15 protein-coding genes and 1 riboswitch are annotated in these 17,085 nt (G+C 69.5%); of the genes, 2 read left to right on the plus strand and 13 right to left on the minus strand.

Going from position 1 to position 17,085, the window contains the following annotated elements; all coding sequences use genetic code 11:
- Positions 1 to 116: 116 nt before the first annotated feature.
- Together RKE25_RS18755 and RKE25_RS18760 are read right to left on the minus strand one after the other, a co-directional pair.
- Positions 117 to 695, minus strand: coding sequence for a DUF3011 domain-containing protein (locus RKE25_RS18755; RefSeq protein WP_311839605.1), 579 nt, complete (start codon positions 693 to 695; stop codon positions 117 to 119).
- Between the two features lie 108 nt (positions 696 to 803).
- Positions 804 to 1,079, minus strand: coding sequence for a zinc ribbon domain-containing protein (locus RKE25_RS18760; RefSeq protein WP_311839606.1), 276 nt, complete (start codon positions 1,077 to 1,079; stop codon positions 804 to 806).
- A 250-nt stretch (positions 1,080 to 1,329) separates the two neighbouring features.
- Between RKE25_RS18760 and RKE25_RS18765 the strand changes: the two genes are divergently transcribed.
- Complete coding sequence (locus RKE25_RS18765; RefSeq protein WP_311839607.1) at positions 1,330 to 3,756, plus strand: TonB-dependent receptor; 2,427 nt, start codon at positions 1,330 to 1,332, stop codon at positions 3,754 to 3,756.
- Positions 3,757 to 3,792: 36 nt separating this feature from the next.
- Here the strand turns inward: RKE25_RS18765 and RKE25_RS18770 are convergent, their stop codons facing one another.
- The 11 genes from RKE25_RS18770 to btuB are packed head-to-tail and all read right to left on the minus strand — an operon-like array spanning position 3,793 to position 14,332.
- On the minus strand, positions 3,793 to 4,512 hold the full coding sequence (locus RKE25_RS18770; protein ID WP_311839608.1) for an adenosylcobinamide-GDP ribazoletransferase: 720 nt from the start codon (positions 4,510 to 4,512) through the stop codon (positions 3,793 to 3,795).
- On the minus strand, positions 4,509 to 5,069 hold the full coding sequence (locus tag RKE25_RS18775; RefSeq protein ID WP_311839609.1) for a histidine phosphatase family protein: 561 nt from the start codon (positions 5,067 to 5,069) through the stop codon (positions 4,509 to 4,511). The genes RKE25_RS18770 and RKE25_RS18775 overlap by 4 nt, the downstream gene beginning before the upstream one ends.
- On the minus strand, positions 5,066 to 6,112 hold the full coding sequence (gene cobT, locus RKE25_RS18780) for a nicotinate-nucleotide--dimethylbenzimidazole phosphoribosyltransferase (protein WP_311839610.1): 1,047 nt from the start codon (positions 6,110 to 6,112) through the stop codon (positions 5,066 to 5,068). Before cobT ends, RKE25_RS18775 begins: the two co-directional genes overlap by 4 nt.
- Positions 6,109 to 6,630 (minus strand): bifunctional adenosylcobinamide kinase/adenosylcobinamide-phosphate guanylyltransferase, encoded by a 522-nt coding sequence (gene cobU / locus RKE25_RS18785; RefSeq protein ID WP_311839611.1) that lies wholly within the window; start codon positions 6,628 to 6,630, stop codon positions 6,109 to 6,111. Before cobU ends, cobT begins: the two co-directional genes overlap by 4 nt.
- Positions 6,618 to 8,093, minus strand: coding sequence for a cobyric acid synthase (locus RKE25_RS18790; RefSeq protein WP_311839612.1), 1,476 nt, complete (start codon positions 8,091 to 8,093; stop codon positions 6,618 to 6,620). The genes cobU and RKE25_RS18790 overlap by 13 nt, the downstream gene beginning before the upstream one ends.
- Positions 8,090 to 9,103, minus strand: coding sequence for a threonine-phosphate decarboxylase CobD (gene cobD / locus RKE25_RS18795; RefSeq protein WP_311839613.1), 1,014 nt, complete (start codon positions 9,101 to 9,103; stop codon positions 8,090 to 8,092). The genes RKE25_RS18790 and cobD overlap by 4 nt, the downstream gene beginning before the upstream one ends.
- Positions 9,096 to 9,980 carry an adenosylcobinamide-phosphate synthase CbiB gene (cbiB, locus tag RKE25_RS18800; RefSeq protein ID WP_311842433.1) on the minus strand — a complete coding sequence of 295 codons (885 nt, stop codon included), beginning with the start codon at positions 9,978 to 9,980 and terminating at the stop codon, positions 9,096 to 9,098. The genes cobD and cbiB overlap by 8 nt, the downstream gene beginning before the upstream one ends.
- Before the next feature lie 26 nt (positions 9,981 to 10,006).
- Positions 10,007 to 11,302 (minus strand): cobyrinate a,c-diamide synthase, encoded by a 1,296-nt coding sequence (locus tag RKE25_RS18805; protein WP_311839614.1) that lies wholly within the window; start codon positions 11,300 to 11,302, stop codon positions 10,007 to 10,009.
- Positions 11,299 to 11,916, minus strand: coding sequence for a cob(I)yrinic acid a,c-diamide adenosyltransferase (gene cobO / locus RKE25_RS18810; protein WP_311839615.1), 618 nt, complete (start codon positions 11,914 to 11,916; stop codon positions 11,299 to 11,301). The genes RKE25_RS18805 and cobO overlap by 4 nt, the downstream gene beginning before the upstream one ends.
- Positions 11,913 to 12,488 carry a hypothetical protein gene (locus tag RKE25_RS18815; protein WP_311839616.1) on the minus strand — a complete coding sequence of 192 codons (576 nt, stop codon included), beginning with the start codon at positions 12,486 to 12,488 and terminating at the stop codon, positions 11,913 to 11,915. Before RKE25_RS18815 ends, cobO begins: the two co-directional genes overlap by 4 nt.
- A 26-nt stretch (positions 12,489 to 12,514) precedes the next feature.
- Positions 12,515 to 14,332: a TonB-dependent vitamin B12 receptor gene (gene btuB, locus RKE25_RS18820; RefSeq protein WP_311842434.1), complete on the minus strand. Its 1,818-nt coding sequence runs from the start codon at positions 14,330 to 14,332 to the stop codon at positions 12,515 to 12,517.
- A gap of 159 nt (positions 14,333 to 14,491) precedes the next feature.
- Positions 14,492 to 14,711, minus strand: a riboswitch (cobalamin riboswitch).
- 175 nt (positions 14,712 to 14,886) lie between these two features.
- On the opposite strand from btuB, the gene RKE25_RS18825 reads away from it, so the two are divergent.
- Positions 14,887 to 16,899, plus strand: coding sequence for a phospholipase C, phosphocholine-specific (locus RKE25_RS18825; RefSeq protein WP_311839617.1), 2,013 nt, complete (start codon positions 14,887 to 14,889; stop codon positions 16,897 to 16,899).
- Positions 16,900 to 17,085 lie beyond the last annotated feature (186 nt).

Raw genomic sequence — 17,085 nt, forward strand, 5'->3', positions numbered from 1 at the left:
TGTTAACAGGGCAGGCCTGCCGGAGGGGCTGCGGAGGCGCCGGGGCGCCTGACGCCACCCCGAAAAACGACGGGGCCGGGACCCGCCAAGCGGACCCCGGCCCCGTCGCCGATGGCTCACCAGCGGCGATCGACCTGGAAGATCGCGCGGCAGCCGTTGTTCACCCAGATGCCGCGGCGGTCCCAGCCCCAGCTCTCGCCTTCATTGCAGCGCGAGTCCGAGAGGCGGCGGATCAGCCTGACGCGGCCGCCCCGGCCCAGATCCACCGGACAGTACTGCAGGCGGTTTCCGTTGCTGTCGCAGCGGACCTGCACGGGACGGTCGTCGCCCCAGCCGGGACGATCGTCATCCCAGCCGGGCCGGTCACCGCCCCAACCCGGCCGGTCGCCGCCCCAGCCGCCACCCCAGCCACCGCCGCGCGCCGGTTCGAAGTTGGCGCGGCAGCCCTTGTCGACCCACACGCTGCCGCGGTCGTTGCCCCAGGTCTGGCCGTAGATGCATCGCGTGTCGGAGACCTGCTTGGACAGCTGCGACTGCGGCCACGGCGTGCGGCAGCGGACGAAACGCCCGTTGTCGCTCGCGCAATAGACGGTTCCCTCGCGGTCCCACTGGGCATGCGCGGTCGGCGCCGCCAGCGAAGCCATTCCTGCAGCGAAGGCGACCGCCGCCCACATCCCCCTGCCGATAGCGCTCATCGAATTTCACCCGGTGTTGAAGGTGAGGCCAAGCTACCTCAGCCAGGGCAACCGCGATTGAATATCTTGCGAACCGGCCGCCGTAACTTGCGGCCGGTCGCCGACGGTTCAGTCGCCCGAAGCCGGGGCCGGCGCGGGTGCAGGCGCAGGGGCCGGCGCGGCCGCGCTATCGCCGGCCAGGTTGCGCTTCTTGTCGCCGTCCTTCTTGAAGTCGGTCTCGTACCAGCCGCCGCCGGCCAGGCGGAACTGGGGCGCGCTTAGGCGGCGATGCACCTGCCCGTCCGCCGCGCATTGCGGGCAGGCCGAGGGGTCGGGGTCGGAAAGCTTCTGCAGGCGGTCGAAACGATGGCCGCAGCCGCCGCATTCGAATTCATAGATAGGCATGGTCGCTCCGTCTTTCGGACCGGCGCAGGCGCCGGCAGCCGGTCATTATCGAGTCGGTTCGCGGGATTTCAATGTCCCGCCCGGCCATGCAGGCTACGACCCCAGGGAGGGACGGCGCCCGCGCCGCGAGCCGCGCTAAGGCGGCGCAAACGGGCATATGGACGTCTAGACGGCTATTGACGCCGCGCCGATGCGGGGTCTAGCCTGCGATTGCTGCGTCACAGCAAAACATTCGAAGAGGGAAATCCAGATGCACCAGCGATACCACAAGCTCGCGTCCGCACTGCTGCTGGCCCTGTCCGCCGGCGGCGCCGTGGCTCAGGACGCCACGCCCGCGCCAGCCCCCGACAAGGCCAAGAACCTCGGCACGGTGATCGTCACCGGCACGCGCGCCGACAATCGCACCGAAAGCAGTTCGCTGACACCGATCGACGTGGTCTCGGCCAAGGTGTTGCAGCAGACCGGCACCGCCGAGCTGTCCACCGCGCTGGCGCGCATCATTCCGTCGCTCACCTTCCCGCGCCCCGCCGCCGCCGATACGGCGGACTCACAGCGCCCCGCCCAGCTGCGAGGCCTATCGCCGGACCAGGTGCTGGTGCTGGTCAACGGCAAGCGCTGGCACCCCGGCGCGATCCTGCTCACCAACGGCGTACTCGGCCGCGGATCGCAGGCGGTGGACCTCAACACCATCCCGATGGCCGCGATCGACCACATCGAAGTGCTGCGCGACGGCGCCTCGGCGCAATACGGCTCCGACGCCATCGCCGGCGTGATCAATATCGTGCTCAAGGGCGGCGCCGACGGCGGCGCGGTCGAACTCTCCGGCGGCCAGTACTCGGCCGGCGACGGCCGCCAGTGGCAGGGTTCGGCCAACTTCGGCCTGCCGCTGAACAACGACCAGGGCTGGCTGCGCTTCACCCTGCAGAATGGTCACCAGGACTACAGCAACCGCGCCGGCCCCAATCGCACCCGTGCGTGGGAGGGCACCACGCAGCGCTTCGGCGATCCGGAGGTGGGCGACCACAATCTGTTCCTCAACGGCCAGTACAAACTGGGCGTCTCCGCCGAGCTGTACGCGTTCGGCCACGTCGGCAAGCGCGACAGCACCTCTCCGGCGTTCTTCCGCAACCTCGCCAACAGCAACTCGGTGCCGTCGCTCTACCCCAACGGCTACCTGCCGCTGGAGAACTCGGATTCGCTGGACCAGTCGCTGGTGTTCGGCGTGCGCGGCAAGACCGCCGGCGGCTGGCGCTGGGACGTGAGCGCCAACTACGGCGGCAACCGCGTGTCGTACGGCACGCAGAACAGCGTCAACCGCGCCTTCCTGCATGATTTCGGCTACAGCCCGACGAGCTTCCATGATGGCATCCTGTCCGCCTCGCAGCAGGCCTTCGACGTGGACATCGCCAAGGAGTTCTCGACCGGCTGGCTGCCGAATCCGGTGACGCTCGCCTTCGGCGCGGAATACCTGCGCCAGGCGTACAAGATCGACGCCGGCGACCTCGCTTCGTACTACACCGGCACCTCCGGCGTCTCCGGCGGCGCGCAAGGCTTCGGCGGCTTCCAGCCGGCCAACGCCGGCTCGCATTCGCGCCACGACGTGGCGGAATACATCAGCCTGGAGACCAACCTCACCGACAAGCTCGGCAGCTCGCTCGCCGTGCGCCACGAGGACTACAGCGACTTCGGCACCACCACCTCCGGCGCGCTGGCCCTGCGCTACGACTTCACCGACCGCTTCGCCCTGCGCGGCAGTGCCTCCACCGGCTTCCGCGCGCCTTCGCTGGCCCAGCAGTACTACTCGTATGTGTCGTCGCTGTACTACGGCGCCGGCAATTCGCTGGGGCTGCCGGCCGGCATCTACAACACCGGCATCGTGCCCTCCACCAGCCCGGTGGCGCGCCTGCTCGGCGGCGAACCGCTGAAGCCGGAGAAGTCGCGCAACTTCACCGTCGGCGCGGTGTGGAACCCGATCGACGCGCTCAACCTGAGCGTGGATCTCTACCAGATCACCATCGACAACCGCATCGTGCTGTCCAGCAACCTGTCCACCAGCAAGCCCGCGGTGCAGAGCTACCTGGCCGCCAACGGCATCACCGGCCTCAACTACAGCGGCATCGCCTACTTCACCAATGCGGTGAACACGCGCACGCGCGGCGTGGACCTGGTCACCAGCTATCTGTTCGACCTCGGCAACGCCGGCACGCTGCAGACCACGCTCAGCTATAACTACAACAAGAACAAGGTCACCGACGTCAAGGCAAACCCCGCGGCACTCGACGCGCTAGGACTCAACCTGAAGCGCATCGACCGCCGCGACCAGTACGGCCTGCTCGCCGATACCACGCCGCGCAGCAAGCTCATCCTCAGCGGCCTCTACAACATCGATCGCTGGAGCGTCAGCGGCACGGTGACGCGCTACGGCAAGTTCACCTCGTACAACTCGACCAATCCCGCGCTGGACCAGACCTTCGCCAGCAAGTGGCTGCTCGACTTGGCGCTGAACTACAACCTGGACCGCTGGACGTTCACGCTCGGTGCGGACAACGTGTTCGACACCTATCCGGACCGGGTGATCCCGGCCAACGACAACAACGGCACGCTTCCCTACTCCGTGTTCTCGCCGTTCGGCTTCAACGGCGCGTACGTCTACGGCAAGGTGGCCTACCGCTGGTGATCGATCCCGGTCGCGTAGGCCGGAAACGCTCCCGGCCTACGCGACCGCCACCGCGACGAGCACTGCGGCCTCGGTCAGTTCCGCCAGCGCACCGCAGGTATCGCCGGTCATGCCGCCCAGGCGGCGCAGACAGGCGCGGCGCCAGATCGCGAATACCACGAGCGTAGCCGTCAACGACGCGACGCCTGGTCCGCCCAGGCACAGACATCCCACCGCGGCGAGGACGACCATCGACAGGCATGACGCGCGCGGCGCGCCACGCAATCCCTCGCCGATGCCGCCGGCTCGCACATAAGGCACGACGAGGAAGGCAACAGTCAGCGCCGTCCGCCCCAGCAGCGGTGCCAGCAAGAGGCCAGGCCACGACGGCGCGCTCGCCAGCGCGGCGAACTTCAGCAGCAGCACGAGCACCACCGCCACCACGCCGCCGGGGCCGGAGCGCGGGTCTTTCATGATCGCCAGCGTGCGCTCGCGATCGCCCAGGCCGCCGATCCACGCATCCGCGCTGTCGGCCAGGCCGTCCAGGTGCAAAGCGCCGGTCAGCGCCACCCACGCCGCGAGCGTGGCCGCGGCGGCGAGCATCGGCGGCCACGCGCGGATCGCCCATGCGAAGACGCACAGCAACGTGCCGAGCAGCAGTCCGACGGCTGGATACCAGCACAGCGAACGTGTCCGCGCGCTGGCATCGGCGAAGGCTTGCCGCGGCACGGGGATACGCGTAAGAAAACCGATCGCGACCAGCAGGCCAGCGATCACGCTCCGGTCTCCGCCGTGCGCCATACCAGCCGATGTAGCGACGCATGCGGTACCTCGATACCCGCCATGTCGCCATAGCCGCGGCCTTCGGCCCAGCACCGCAGCAACCGGATCGCGCCGCCGTGCGTGACCACCAGAACGTCGCGGCCACGCGCTTCGTCCGCGACGTCGTCGAGCGCGGCGCCCAGCCTCTGCCGGAACTGCGTGAATGTCTCGGCGCCCGGCGGCGGATGGGCGACGGGGTCGGCCCAGAACCGCGCCAGCGCCTCTCCCTGTGTTTCCGCCAGCGCCTCGACCGGCACGCCCTGCCACGCCCCGAAATGGTATTCGGCCAGGCGCGGATCGATCCTGCACGGCAACCGGCGCGATGCCGCCAGTTCCTGCGCGAACTCGGCGCACCGCCGCAGCGACGACGACACCACCAGCTCCCAATGCCGTCCTTCCACGGCTGCACGCAACTGCGCCCAACCCAGATCGCTCAATGGATCGTCGAGCTGACCGCGATAGCTGCGCTGCCCCGTATCGCCGTGGCGAAGCAGATCGATCATCGCGCTCATGCCTCGGACACTCCTGCTTCCGCGAATGTCGCCATGCCGCCGTGCAGGGCACAGGCCAGGCGCAGCAGCGGCACCGCCAGCGCGGCACCGCTGGCTTCGCCCAGGCGCAGCCCCAGGTCGAGCAGCGGTTCTGCCTCCAGCGCCGCCAGCAGGCGTGCGTGTCCACGCTCGTGCGAACAGTGCGAGAACATCATCCATGCGCGGCATCCCGGCTGCACGCGCACCGCCGCCAGCGCCGCCGCGGTAGCGATGAAGCCATCCACCAGTACGGGCAGGCCGCATTGCGCCGCCGCCACGTAGGCACCGGCCAGGGCGGCGATCTCGAAACCGCCGACGCGGCGCAGCCATTCCAAGGGCGTGGCCGCCTCCCGATGCAGGGCAAGCGCGCGCTGCACCACCGCGGCCTTCCGGACGATGCCGGGGCCGTCCAAGCCGGTGCCGGCACCGGCAAGCAGGTCCGGAGCCACGTCGAGCAGGCCGCAGGCCAGCGCCGCTGCCGCGGTGGTATTGCCGATGCCCATCTCGCCGCCGACGAACAGATTCGCTCCCGCGGCGCGCGCCGCATGCACGCTGTCGTGGCCCGCCTGCAGCGCGGCTTCGAACTGTGCCGGCGTCATGGCCGGTGCCAGCGTCGCATTCGCCGTCTGCGCGGCGATGTATGCGCGCCGCACGCCGTCCAGCGGACCGGGGTCGTTCACCGTGCCCAGGTTCACCACTTCCAGCGTGGCGTCCAACTCCCGCGCCAACACACTGATCGCGGCGCCGCCCCGCGCGAAGTTGCGCAGCATCTCGCCGGTCACCGCCTGCGGGAACGCCGAGACGCCCTCCTCCGCCACACCGTGGTCGCCGGCGAACACGCTGATCCATACGCGCCCCAGCGAAGGACGTTCTGCACCCTGCAATCCCGCCAGCGTCACCGCCGCTGTCTCCAGCGCGCCGAGCGAACCGGGCGGCTTGGTCAGGCATGCCTGGCGCGCCCGCGCCGCAGCTGCGCTGCCGGCGTCCGGCAAGCGACAGGGATCATGCAGCCAGTCGATATTCAAGGTCGTTCCCCTTTCAGCGCCAGCGGCAGGCCGGCGGTCACCCACAACACTTGTTCGCACTGCGCGGCCAGCGCCTGGTGCAAACGTCCGGCCTCGTCGACGAAACGCCGGCTCAGCTCCCCCATCGGCACCACGCCCGAGCCGACCTCGTTGCTCACCAGCAGAAGGATCCCGGGCAGGGTCGGCACCGCATCGAGCAGCGCCGCGCGTTCATGCGCGAAGCGTTTCGTGTCCTCGTCACCCAGCAGATTGCTCAGCCACAACGTTAGGCAATCCACCAGCACGCACCGGTCGGGGCGCGCCTGAGCGCGGAGGGTGGCGGCGAGCGCCAGCGGCTCCTCCACGCTCAACCAGCCGATAGGACGGCGCGCGCGATGATGGGCAATCCGCGCCGCCATCTCGTCGTCCCGCGGCTGCGCGGTGGCGACGTAGACCACCTCCACCCCGATGGCGATGGCCATACGTTCGGCCAGCGCGCTCTTGCCCGAACGGGCACCACCCAGGATCAGGCTGCGCATGCCGCCTCCACGCCGAGCAGCGCCGCCAGGCGGGCGACGTCCAGGTGCGCGTCGATCGCGTCGGCAAGGCGCTCCAAGCTGGCCTCGCGCAGCGCATGCACATCGAGCGGCGCGGGCGCGTCCAGCCCGGCCCAGCACAGCCAGGCCTGCAATGCGGCGGGCTGGTCGAACAGGCCATGCAGATACGAACCGATCACCTGCCCGTCGGCCGACATCGCGCCATCGCGCCGGCCATCGTCGAACACGCACGCCGGCGTGGCCAGGGCCGGGCCCTCGCTGCGTCCGCAGTGGATTTCATAGCCAGCGACGGCCGCATCGTCCAGCACCAGCCGGCCGGTCGCATGCCGCAGCTGCTTGCCGGGCTCCAGCACGGTTTCCATGTCCAGCCAACCCAGGCCTTCGCTGGAACCGGGCGGGCCTTCGATGCCGAGTGGGTCATGCACGGCGCGTCCCAGCATCTGGAAGCCGCCGCAGATGCCGATCACCTTGCCGCCATAGCGCAGATGCCGCGCGATCGCCTCCGGCCATCCGTTCGCGCGCAGCCAGGCCAGATCGGCGCGCGTCGACTTGGATCCTGGCAGCACGATCAGATCGCAGGGCGGCGGCGCATCGCCCGGCCCGGCCAGCATCAGTTCCACCTGCGGATGCGCGCGCAGCGCATCGAGATCGGTGTGGTTGCTGATGCGCGGCAGCGCCGGCACGGCAACGCGCAGCGCGCCGGCGCCGCGCGGAAGAACATCGCGCGGCAAGGCGTCCTCGGCCTCCAGGTGCAGGCCGTGCATATAGGGCAGCACGCCCAGCACCGGCTTGCCGGTTTCCCGTTCCAGCCACGCCAGGCCCGGCTGCAGCAATGCGATGTCGCCGCGGAAGCGATTGATGACGAACCCGGCGATCCGCGCGCGCTCGCTATCCGACAGTAGCGCCAGCGTGCCGACCAGGTGCGCGAACACGCCGCCGCGATCGATGTCGGCCACCAGCACGACCGGGCAATCCACCGCCTCGGCGTAGCCCATGTTGGCGATGTCGCGGTCGCGCAGGTTGATCTCGGCAGGGCTTCCCGCGCCTTCCACCACGACGGCCGCGTAGCGCTCGGTCAATCGCGCGTGGGAGGCCAGCACCGCATCCATCGCGACTCGTTTGTAGGCGTGATAGTCCAGTGCATCCATATTGCCCACCGCGCGCCCGTGCACGATCACCTGCGCACCGACATCCGAGTTGGGCTTGAGCAGCACTGGATTGAAGTCGGTATGCGGCGGCACGCCGGCCGCCTGCGCCTGCACGGCCTGGGCGCGGCCGATCTCGCCGCCGTCCTCGGTCACCGCCGAATTCAGCGCCATGTTCTGCGGCTTGAACGGCGCCACCGCCACGCCGCGGCGACGCAGCCAGCGGCACAGCGCGGCAACCAGCGTGCTCTTGCCCGCATCGGACGTGCAGCCCTGCACCATCAGTACCCGAGCGCTCATGGCGCGACCTCTTGGATGTCATCAAGCATGGCGCGGCAACTCGCCAGCGCCTCCTCCAGCCGCGCGAACGCGGCCTCGTCGCCCGGCAGCCCGAAGCGCAGGCTGGCCGGATGTTCGAACAGGCGGACCCATACGCCGCGCCGCGCGAGCGCGCCCTGCAGCGCTGCGGCCCGCGCTATGCGGCACCACTGGAAGAACGCGCACCCGGCGTCGGGCATCAATCCATGGCGCGCGAGCAAGGCCGCCAGGCGCTCGCTCGCCGATTGCAGGCGCTGACGCTGCGCCGCCTGCCACGCGCTATCGCGCAGCGCCAGCTTCACCGCATGGCGCGCCGGGCCGCCCAGGCTCCATGGCCCCAGCCGCTCATGCAGCTGCGCCAGCAGCGAAGGTTCGGCCATGACGAAACCGGCGCGCGCGCCCGCGAGCCCGAAGAACTTGCCGACCGAGCGCAGCACGATCAGGCCGGGCCGCGCAGTCCCCATGCAGAGGCTTTGCTCGGGCGTGGCGTCGATGAAGGCTTCGTCCACCAGCAGCCAGCCGCCGCGGCGCGACAACTGCGCGTGCAATGCCAGCAGCGCCTCGCGTTCGAAGCGCTCGCCGCCGGGATTGTTGGGGTGGATGAGCACGACCACGTCGTAGCGGTGCGCCTGCGCGAACAGCGCCGCGGCGTCGAGGCGGTCCACCGCGTGCCCTGCGCGCTCCCATGCCTGCGCATGTTCCGCATAGCCCGGCGCCAGCACGCCAACACGCGAATGCCCGCGCAAGGCCGGCAAGGCCTGGATCGCCGCCTGCGAACCGTGGACCGGCAGCAGCGACGCTTGCCCGTAGTACGCGCGCGCCGCGTCGAGCAGACCGTCGTCTTCTTCGGGTAGGCGATGCCAGACCGCTGCAGGCATTAAGGGCACCGGCCAAGCGAACGGGCTGATGCCAGTGGAAAGGTCGAGCCACGCTTCCGGCGCGATGCCGTACTCGCGCGACGCGCGGAGAAGCTGTCCGCCGTGTTCAAGCATGGCAAGGCTCCCACACCAGCGTCGCCGCCCACGCAACGGCCAGCCAGAGCAGCACGCCGCGGCGCACCAGCGCCAGCGCGGCCCGCACGCTTGCCGCGCCGGGATCGCCACCTTCGCCGAGGACGGGCCGGTGCTCCCACACGCCTTCATAGGGCGCCGGGCCGCCCAGGCGCACCCCCAGCGCGCCCGCGCCGGCCGCCATCACCGGGCCGGCATTCGGACTGTCCCACTGCGCCGCCTGTCGGCGCCAGCAACGCCATGCGGGCGCACCGCCGAACAGCGCGTAGGTCGATGCCGTGAGGCGTGCAGGCAGCCAGTTGAGCACGTCGTCGGCGCGGGCCGCGGCCCAGCCGAAGTGGCCGTACCGCGCGTTGCGATAACCCCACATGGCATCCAGCGTGTTCGCCAGCCGATACAGCACCGCGCCAGGCGCGCCCAGCAGCGCGAACCAGAACAAGGCGGCGAACACCGCATCGCTGCCGTTCTCCAGCACCGACTCGGTCGCCGCTGCCGCGACCTCGCATGCGTCCAGCGCCGCGGTGTCGCGGCTTACCATGCGTCCGACGCGCGTGCGCGCGGCATCGAGGTCGCCGCGCTCCAGCGCGTCGGCGACGGGACGCGCGTGCTCGACCAGGCTGCGATGGCCCACCGCCAGGTAAAGCACCGCCACGCCGAAGGCGATTCCCGCGAACCCGCGCAGCTGTGACTGCGCGACACCCGCGAGGCCGACCAGCGGCAGCACCGCCAGCGCCCAGGCCAGCACGCCGGCACGGCGCGCGTCGCGGTAGAGCTTCTGCTCGATCCATCGCGCGGCACGCCCGAATCCCACCAGCGGATGCGCCCGGCGCGGTTCGCCCAACAGCCAGTCGCAGGCCATCGCCAGCGTGAGCGCAAGCGCCACGCTCACGGCAGGAACAACCGCAATGCCGCTTCCGGTGCGGACGGAAAGTAGAAGTGGACGAAGCTCGCGGTCAGTCTTTCGCGCCGGTAGATCGCTTCGCGCGCGGGGCCGCCGTCGGGATTCGTCGCGTGCGCCAGCGGCGGCTCGGCGATGTCCGCATGGGCGTAATGGAAGGTATGCCCGCGCAGCATGCCTTCGGGCAACGCGGCCGATTGCATGCCCAGTCCCCCCAGCCGCTCGCGCACCACTGCCCAGCCGCGCAGCAATCCGGCCATGGCGTAGGCATCGCCCTCGCTGGCAGCCAGTGCATCGAGCAGGCTCAGCATGCCGCCGCATTCGGCCAACAGCGGCTTGCCGGCATCCACGTGCGCGCGCAGCGCCGCGTGCAGGTCCGCGCGGCCAGACAGCCGCGGCAGATGCAGCTCGGGATAACCGCCTGGGAGCCACGCCGCATCGCAGTCGGGCAGCGCATCGCCCGCCAGCGGCGAGAACCACTGCAATGTGGCGCCCGCGCGTTCGAGCAGGTCGACGTTCGCCGGATAGAGAAAACAGAACGCATCGTCGCGCGCGACCGCAATGCGCCGCCCGGCGAGCAGTCGCGGCACCTCAAGCCCGGTGGCCTCGGCGAAGGCCACCGCTGGAGGCAGCGCGAGCTCCGCGTGCGCCTCGAGCGCGTCGGCCAAGGCGTCCAGGCGCCCGTCCAGCTCGGCCAGCTCGCCCGCGGCCACCAGCCCCAGATGCCGCTCCGGCAAGGCCAGCGCCGGATCGCGGGGCAAGGCACCAAACCAATGCAGATCGGCCGGCAGGCTGCCTGCAAGCAACTGCGCGTGATAGCTGCCGCCGATGCGGTTGGCGGCCACGCCGTGCACGCGCAGTCCATCGCGGTAGCGGGCCAATCCGGTCGCGACGGCACCGAAGGTCTGTGCCATCGCCGAACCATCGATCACCGCCAGCACCGGCAGGCCGAAACGCTGCGCGAGGTCCGCACTGGACGTGCCGCCGTCGAACAGGCCCATCACGCCCTCGACCAGAATCAGATCGGCTTCGCCCGCGGCGTCGTACAAGCGGGCGCGCGCATCGTCCTCGCCGGTCATCCAGAGATCGAGCTGATACACCGCTGCGCCGCTGGCGCGGGCCAGCACCATCGGGTCGAGAAAATCCGGGCCGGTCTTGAACACCCGCACGCGCCGGCCGCGCCGCGCATGCGCGCGCGCCAGCGCGGCAGTGAACGAGGTCTTGCCCTGACCGGAGGCCGGCGCGGACACCAGCAGCGCGGGCACGTGGCGCACGCCGCTCACAGTTCGATCCCCTTCTGTGCGCGGATGCCCGCCTCGAACGCGTGCTTGACCACGCGCATCTCGGTCACCGTGTCGGCCATCGCCACCAGTGCATCGGGCGCGCCGCGGCCGGTCACCACCACGTGCTGGTCCGCCGGTCGCGCGGCCAGCGCCGGCAGGACCTGTTCCAAAGTCACGTATTGCTTGACCAGGGCGATGTTGAGTTCGTCCAGCAGCACGAAACGATAGCGCTCGTCGGCGAGCATGCGCGCCGCCACGTTCCACGCCGCCTGCGCCGCCGAGATGTCGCGCGCCTTGTCCTGCGTTTCCCAGGTGAAGCCTTCGCCCATCACGTGATAGTCCAGCATGTCGGGAAAGCGGCGGAAGAAGGCCTCCTCGCCGGTCGAGAAACTGCCTTTGATGAATTGCACCACGCCGCAGCGATAGCCATGCCCCAGCGAGCGCGCCAGCATGCCGAAGCCGGAGGAGCTCTTGCCCTTGCCGTTGCCGGTGTTCACCACCAGCACGCCGCGGTCGATCGTGGCGCGGGCGACCTTGCGGTCGACCAGCGCCTTCTTCCGCTGCATGCGTTCGCGGTGGCGTGCATCCTCGGGTGTTTGTTCCGGTCCGCTCATGCCCGCGCCCCTTCGTCCTGCGTGCGCGTCAGCCTCGCCAGCACGGCGTAGCCGGCCAGCGCGACTGCGACGTAGGCGAACGTCGTGCGCACGAACAGCGGACCCCATTGCCACAGGCGCGCCAGATACTCGCTGAGGTTCGGATGCGCATAACGACCGCCCAGCCAATAGAACGAACCGTTGGAAATGGCGAACGACACCGACGCGGCCGCCAGCGCGACCGCGAAGGCGCCGGCAAGCGCAGCGGGCGTGGCCGACATCCGCGCGGACCACGCCCGCCCGGCGTACCACAGCACGGCATAGGCCGGCAGCAAGAAGGCATAGGCGGGCGTCACGCAGAAGTTGCTCACGCCCGCATACGAGACCGAGATCCAGTCCAGCCCCACCGCCAGCGCCATGAACACGACGAAGGCGAGGTGCCGGCGCAGCCACAGACCACCCAGGAAGAACAGCGCCATCGACGCATCCGGGAGATGCAACGCCGTGCCGAAATGGTGGAAGCGCGTGGCGATCATCAAGGCGGCCATGGCGGCGGCGAACGGAAAGTGGAAGCGTGATGGCATGGCGTTCATGCGGCGATCCTCCTGGCGAATGGGTGTCACGGCGCGGGCCGGTAGCTCACACTGAGCATGGCCGTGCGACCTGGCTGGTTGTAGAAGGCGACGGTCTCGTAGTGCTTGTCGAGCGCATTGCGCACGCTCAGCTGCACCTGCCATACACGGTCGAGCGCGTAGGCCAGGCGCAGATCGGCCAAGGCGTAACCGCCCAGCCGCCGCGTGTTGGCAAGGTCGTCATAGCGTCTTGCGGCAGCATAGAGACTGGCACCCACGCTGAAGGCACCGAAGCTGCGGTCGGCATCGACGCGCGCACTGCGTCCGGCGCGCCGGGGCAGCAGCTTGTCGCGGTTGGCCGCGCTCTCGTTGCGCGGATCCAGCCAAGTGGCAGTGCCGCGCAGCGCCCATCCGGCCAACGTGGTCGATGCCACCGCTTCCGCGCCGCGGATGCGCGCGCGCTCCACATTGCCGGGCAAGCCGACAGAGGCGTCGTAGGCGATCAGGTCGCGGATGCGGTTCTCGAAGGCGTTCAACGACCACAGGCCCCACGCCGGAGTCCCGCGCAGGCCGAGCTCGTAGTTGCGCGAACTCTCCGGGCGCAGCGTCGGACTGCCATAGCCCGGGTAGTAGAGCTCGTTGAAGGTGGGCGCCTTGTAGGCCGAGCCCGCGCTGGCGGTGAGGCGCAGCGTGCTGGCGAAGTCCCAGCCCCACAGCAGGCTGCCGGTGGCCTTGCCGCCGAACTGCTGGTTGTCGTCGCGACGCGCGGAGGCCTGCAGCGACTGCGTGCCGAAGGTCTGCTGCCATTGCGCGAACACGCCGCGGTTGAGGCGGCGGTCGTGCGCGTAGTCCGTGCTTCCGTCTACTCGATCGCGCTGCCAATCGTAGCCCAGGCTCCACAAGCCGCCGCCGAGGGCGAGGTCGCCTTGCAGCGAACCGAGATCGCGGTGCGTGTCGAAGGTGCCGGCATAGGCGCCGTTCCAATAGTCGTCGCTAAGGTCCGCGCTCTGCCCGGCGCTCAGGGCCAGCGTGACCGTGCGATTCGGCCGCCAGCGCACGCGCGCACCGGCCACCTGCTGCACCACGTCGGACTGGTTGCTGCTGGAGCCGTCGTACTCGTTGTAGCCCCAGCTGCGCAGCCAGTGCGCATCGGCGTCCCACTCCTCGTTGAAGCGATAACCGCCCTTGAGCGATACGGAGCTGTCGCGAAAACCGTCGCGGTCCGGTTCGTCGACGAAGCACCCCGCCCCGCGCGGCGAAGGCTTGCCGCGGCAGGCGTTGATGCCGTCGGTGTTCTCGTGAGTGGCCTCGACCGCATACCAGCCATCGCCCACCTTGCCGCCTAGTCCGGCCGCGCCACGGAAACTCGCGTTGCTGCCGTAGCCCAGGCTGAGGCTGGGCTCGAAGGCTCCACGCGGACGCCGGGTGAAGATCTGGATCACACCGCCGAGTGCTTCGGAACCGTAGAGGCTGGAGAAAGGCCCGCGCACGATCTCGATGCGCTCGACCTGATCCACCGGGATGTTCTGGATGGACGGCTGGCCGAGCGTGGCCGAGCCGATCTTCACGCCGTCGACCAGCACGAGCACGTGGTCGGCCTCGGTGCCGCGCAGGAACAGCGACGTCGCCTTGCCGGGGCCGCCGTTGTTGGCCAGCGACAGGCCAGGCGTGCCCTGTAGCAGATCCGCGACGGACTGCGGCTGCAGACGCTCGATCTCGCTGCGGTCGATCACGGTGACGGCCGCCAGCGTGCCGGCCTGCGACTGCTCGGTGCGGGTGGCGGTGACCACGACGCCGCCGAGATCGCTCGCCGGCTCGTCGGCCAAGGCAAGGGAAGGACCAGCAAGGGAAGAGAAGGCAAACAGGGACGCAACCGCAAACGCGGGCCTGCGCGACAAGGGGAAACGCAATGACACTGGTGGCTCCTAGACCGCGCCTGCCCGCGCGGATCGCTGGGGATCGGGACAGGCGGAAGGAGCGCTGACGGACGCACGGATGCGGCTCGCCAGGAGCACGCCCACCGCATGTCCGGTTCGCCTCGAGGCCGGTCTCCGGGCTCGCGAGCGAAGGTCGGGGACCTTCCGGCGCGGCGCCTTCCCGTGCATGTCTGCACAGTGGCATTGGCCGCGCTTGTGCTCGCCTACCGTTGCGGGGGCAGCTCCGGCATAGCCGTAAAGACGGCGCACCGGATTCCCGTTTCAACCACCGGCCAAGCCGGCGGTCACCTCAGGCGAGGGCGATAGTAGGGCTTGTTCACGCCGTTCGCCTAGTCCGGACTGCCGTGGCGGACCGTCGCGAGCCATGCGCCTGTTCGCCGATCCGGCCGTTGTCGTCTTGCTGACGCATGCCTGGCAAGCGCTTGCAACATCGCCCCGCTTAGCTACGGCCGCCTGCGACAGGCGGACCGAGCGAACTCACCATGAGCGACATCGATACCCGGCGGCGCCGTTTCCTGCAGATGGCCACCGCGTCGGCGGGCGGCCTGGCCGCCCTCTCCCTGCTGCCGGAGCCCTTGCGCCAAGCCCTGGCGGCGCCCGCGCCGGGCGGATCCGGCGACCTCACCGACGTGAAGCACGTGGTGATCTTCATGCAGGAGAACCGCTCGTTCGATCACTACTACGGCAGCCTGCGCGGCGTGCGCGGCTTCGGCGACCGCGTACCGGCACCGCTACCCGGCGGCGCGCGCGACGTGTGGCACCAGCCCTATGCGGGCAACGCCGACGGTTACCTGCTGCCGTTCCGCATGGACACGGCCACCACCAGCGCCATCTGCGCCAATGCGCCTGCGATGAACTACCCGGTGGACACGGCGATCTTCAACAAGGGCAAGTTCGATGCCTGGAACACGGCCCGCGCGGCGGGGTTGGGCATGGGGCACTTCGAGCGCGCCGACCTGCCGTTCTATTACCAGCTCGCCGATGCGTTCACCATCTGCGACCACTACTTCGCCTCCACGCTGACCCAGACCAACCCCAATCGCCTGCACGCGATGACCGGCAGCAATGGCCTGTCCGCAGGGCAATCCGCGGTACTCGACAACACCGAGCCGGCCGCCGGCTTCGCCTGGACCACCTATGCCGAGCGCCTGGAACAGGCCGGCGTGAGCTGGAAGGTCTACCAGGAGAGCAACAACTTCGACGACAACGCGCTGGCCTGGTTCAAGACCTTCAAGCAGGCCAAGCAGGGCACGCCACTGCACGACAAGGGCATGGCCACCGTGCCGGACCTGGTCGCCGCCTTCGCGCAGGACGTGGCCGCGGATGCCTTGCCGCAGGTGTCGTGGATTGTCGCGGCCGACTATCTTTCCGAGCACGCCAGCTACAAGCCGGCCTACGGCGAAGATCTCAGCGCGCGCCTGCTGGCGGCGCTGGCGGCGAACCCCGCCGTATGGGCGAAGACGGTATTCATCCTCAACTACGACGAGAACGGCGGCTTCTTCGATCACGTGCCACCACCCACGCCTCCGGCATCCGCCGCCGACGGCCTGTCCACGGTGAGCGTCGCGGGCGAGATCGCGAACGGGCTGCCGATCGGCCTGGGCTTCCGCGTGCCGCTGCTGATCGTGTCGCCGTGGACGCGCGGCGGCTGGGTGTGCTCGGAAGTGTTCGACCACACCTCGGTGCTGCGCTTCCTGGAACGCCGCTTCGGCGTGCGCGAGCCCAACATCAGCGCGTGGCGCCGCGCCGTCTGCGGCGACCTGCTCAGCGCCTTCGACTTTGCCAGCGCAAACACCGCCTGGCCAACCCTGCCTTCCACCAGCGGCTACACCGCCGAAGCAGACCTGCAGTGCAAGAGCCTGCCGGCCCCGTCGATTCCCGCCATGCAGGCCATGCCCGCGCAGGAATCAGGCACACGCCCCGCACGCGCCCTGCCCTACGTACTGCGCGCGGAAGGTCGCATCGATGCCACCGCAGGCCGGTTCTGGATCGATTTCCGCAACGATGGCGCCACTGGCGCGGTGTTCCAGGTCTACGCGGCCAATCGCGACGATGGCCCTTGGCGCTACACCGTAGAAGCAGGCAAACAGCTGTCCGATTACTGGAGCGCTGCACGCTACACGCAAGGCGTCTACGACCTGGAAGCGCACGGCCCGAACGGTTTCCTGCGGCAGTGGCGCGGCAGCGTAGCCACCGGCATGGGCCCGGCACCGGAGATCGCCGCCACCTACGAGCCATCCGGCGGAAGGCTGCGACTCACCCTGAGCAACCATGGCGGTGCGAGCTGCACCGTCACCGTGAAGAACGGCTATCTCGACGGCGACGTGCGGATCTATGCCTTGGCGGCAGGCGCGAGCGTCGCCGATACGTGGGCGCTGGATGGACACGCCCATTGGTATGACCTCAGCGCGACCGTGGCGGAATTGCCAGGCTTCTGGCGCAGGCTCGCCGGGCATGTGGAAGATGGGCAGGCGAGTTGGAGTGAGCCTAGGTAGGGTGGCTTCGGCGACCTTCACGCATGCCGTTTCGAGCTCGCTGTACTCGAGGGAGTCTGGATTCGGCAATAGTTGCGTTTTGGCAAGCACCCGCCCCTCATCCCGCCTTCTCCCCGGAGGGGAGAAAGAGAAGTGCAGTACCGCGGCAAGCAAGAACAAAAACAAGAGCGAGCGAAGCGACGCTCC

The organism is Dyella sp. BiH032, assembly GCF_031954525.1.
In the GTDB taxonomy this organism is placed as follows: domain Bacteria; phylum Pseudomonadota; class Gammaproteobacteria; order Xanthomonadales; family Rhodanobacteraceae; genus Dyella_D.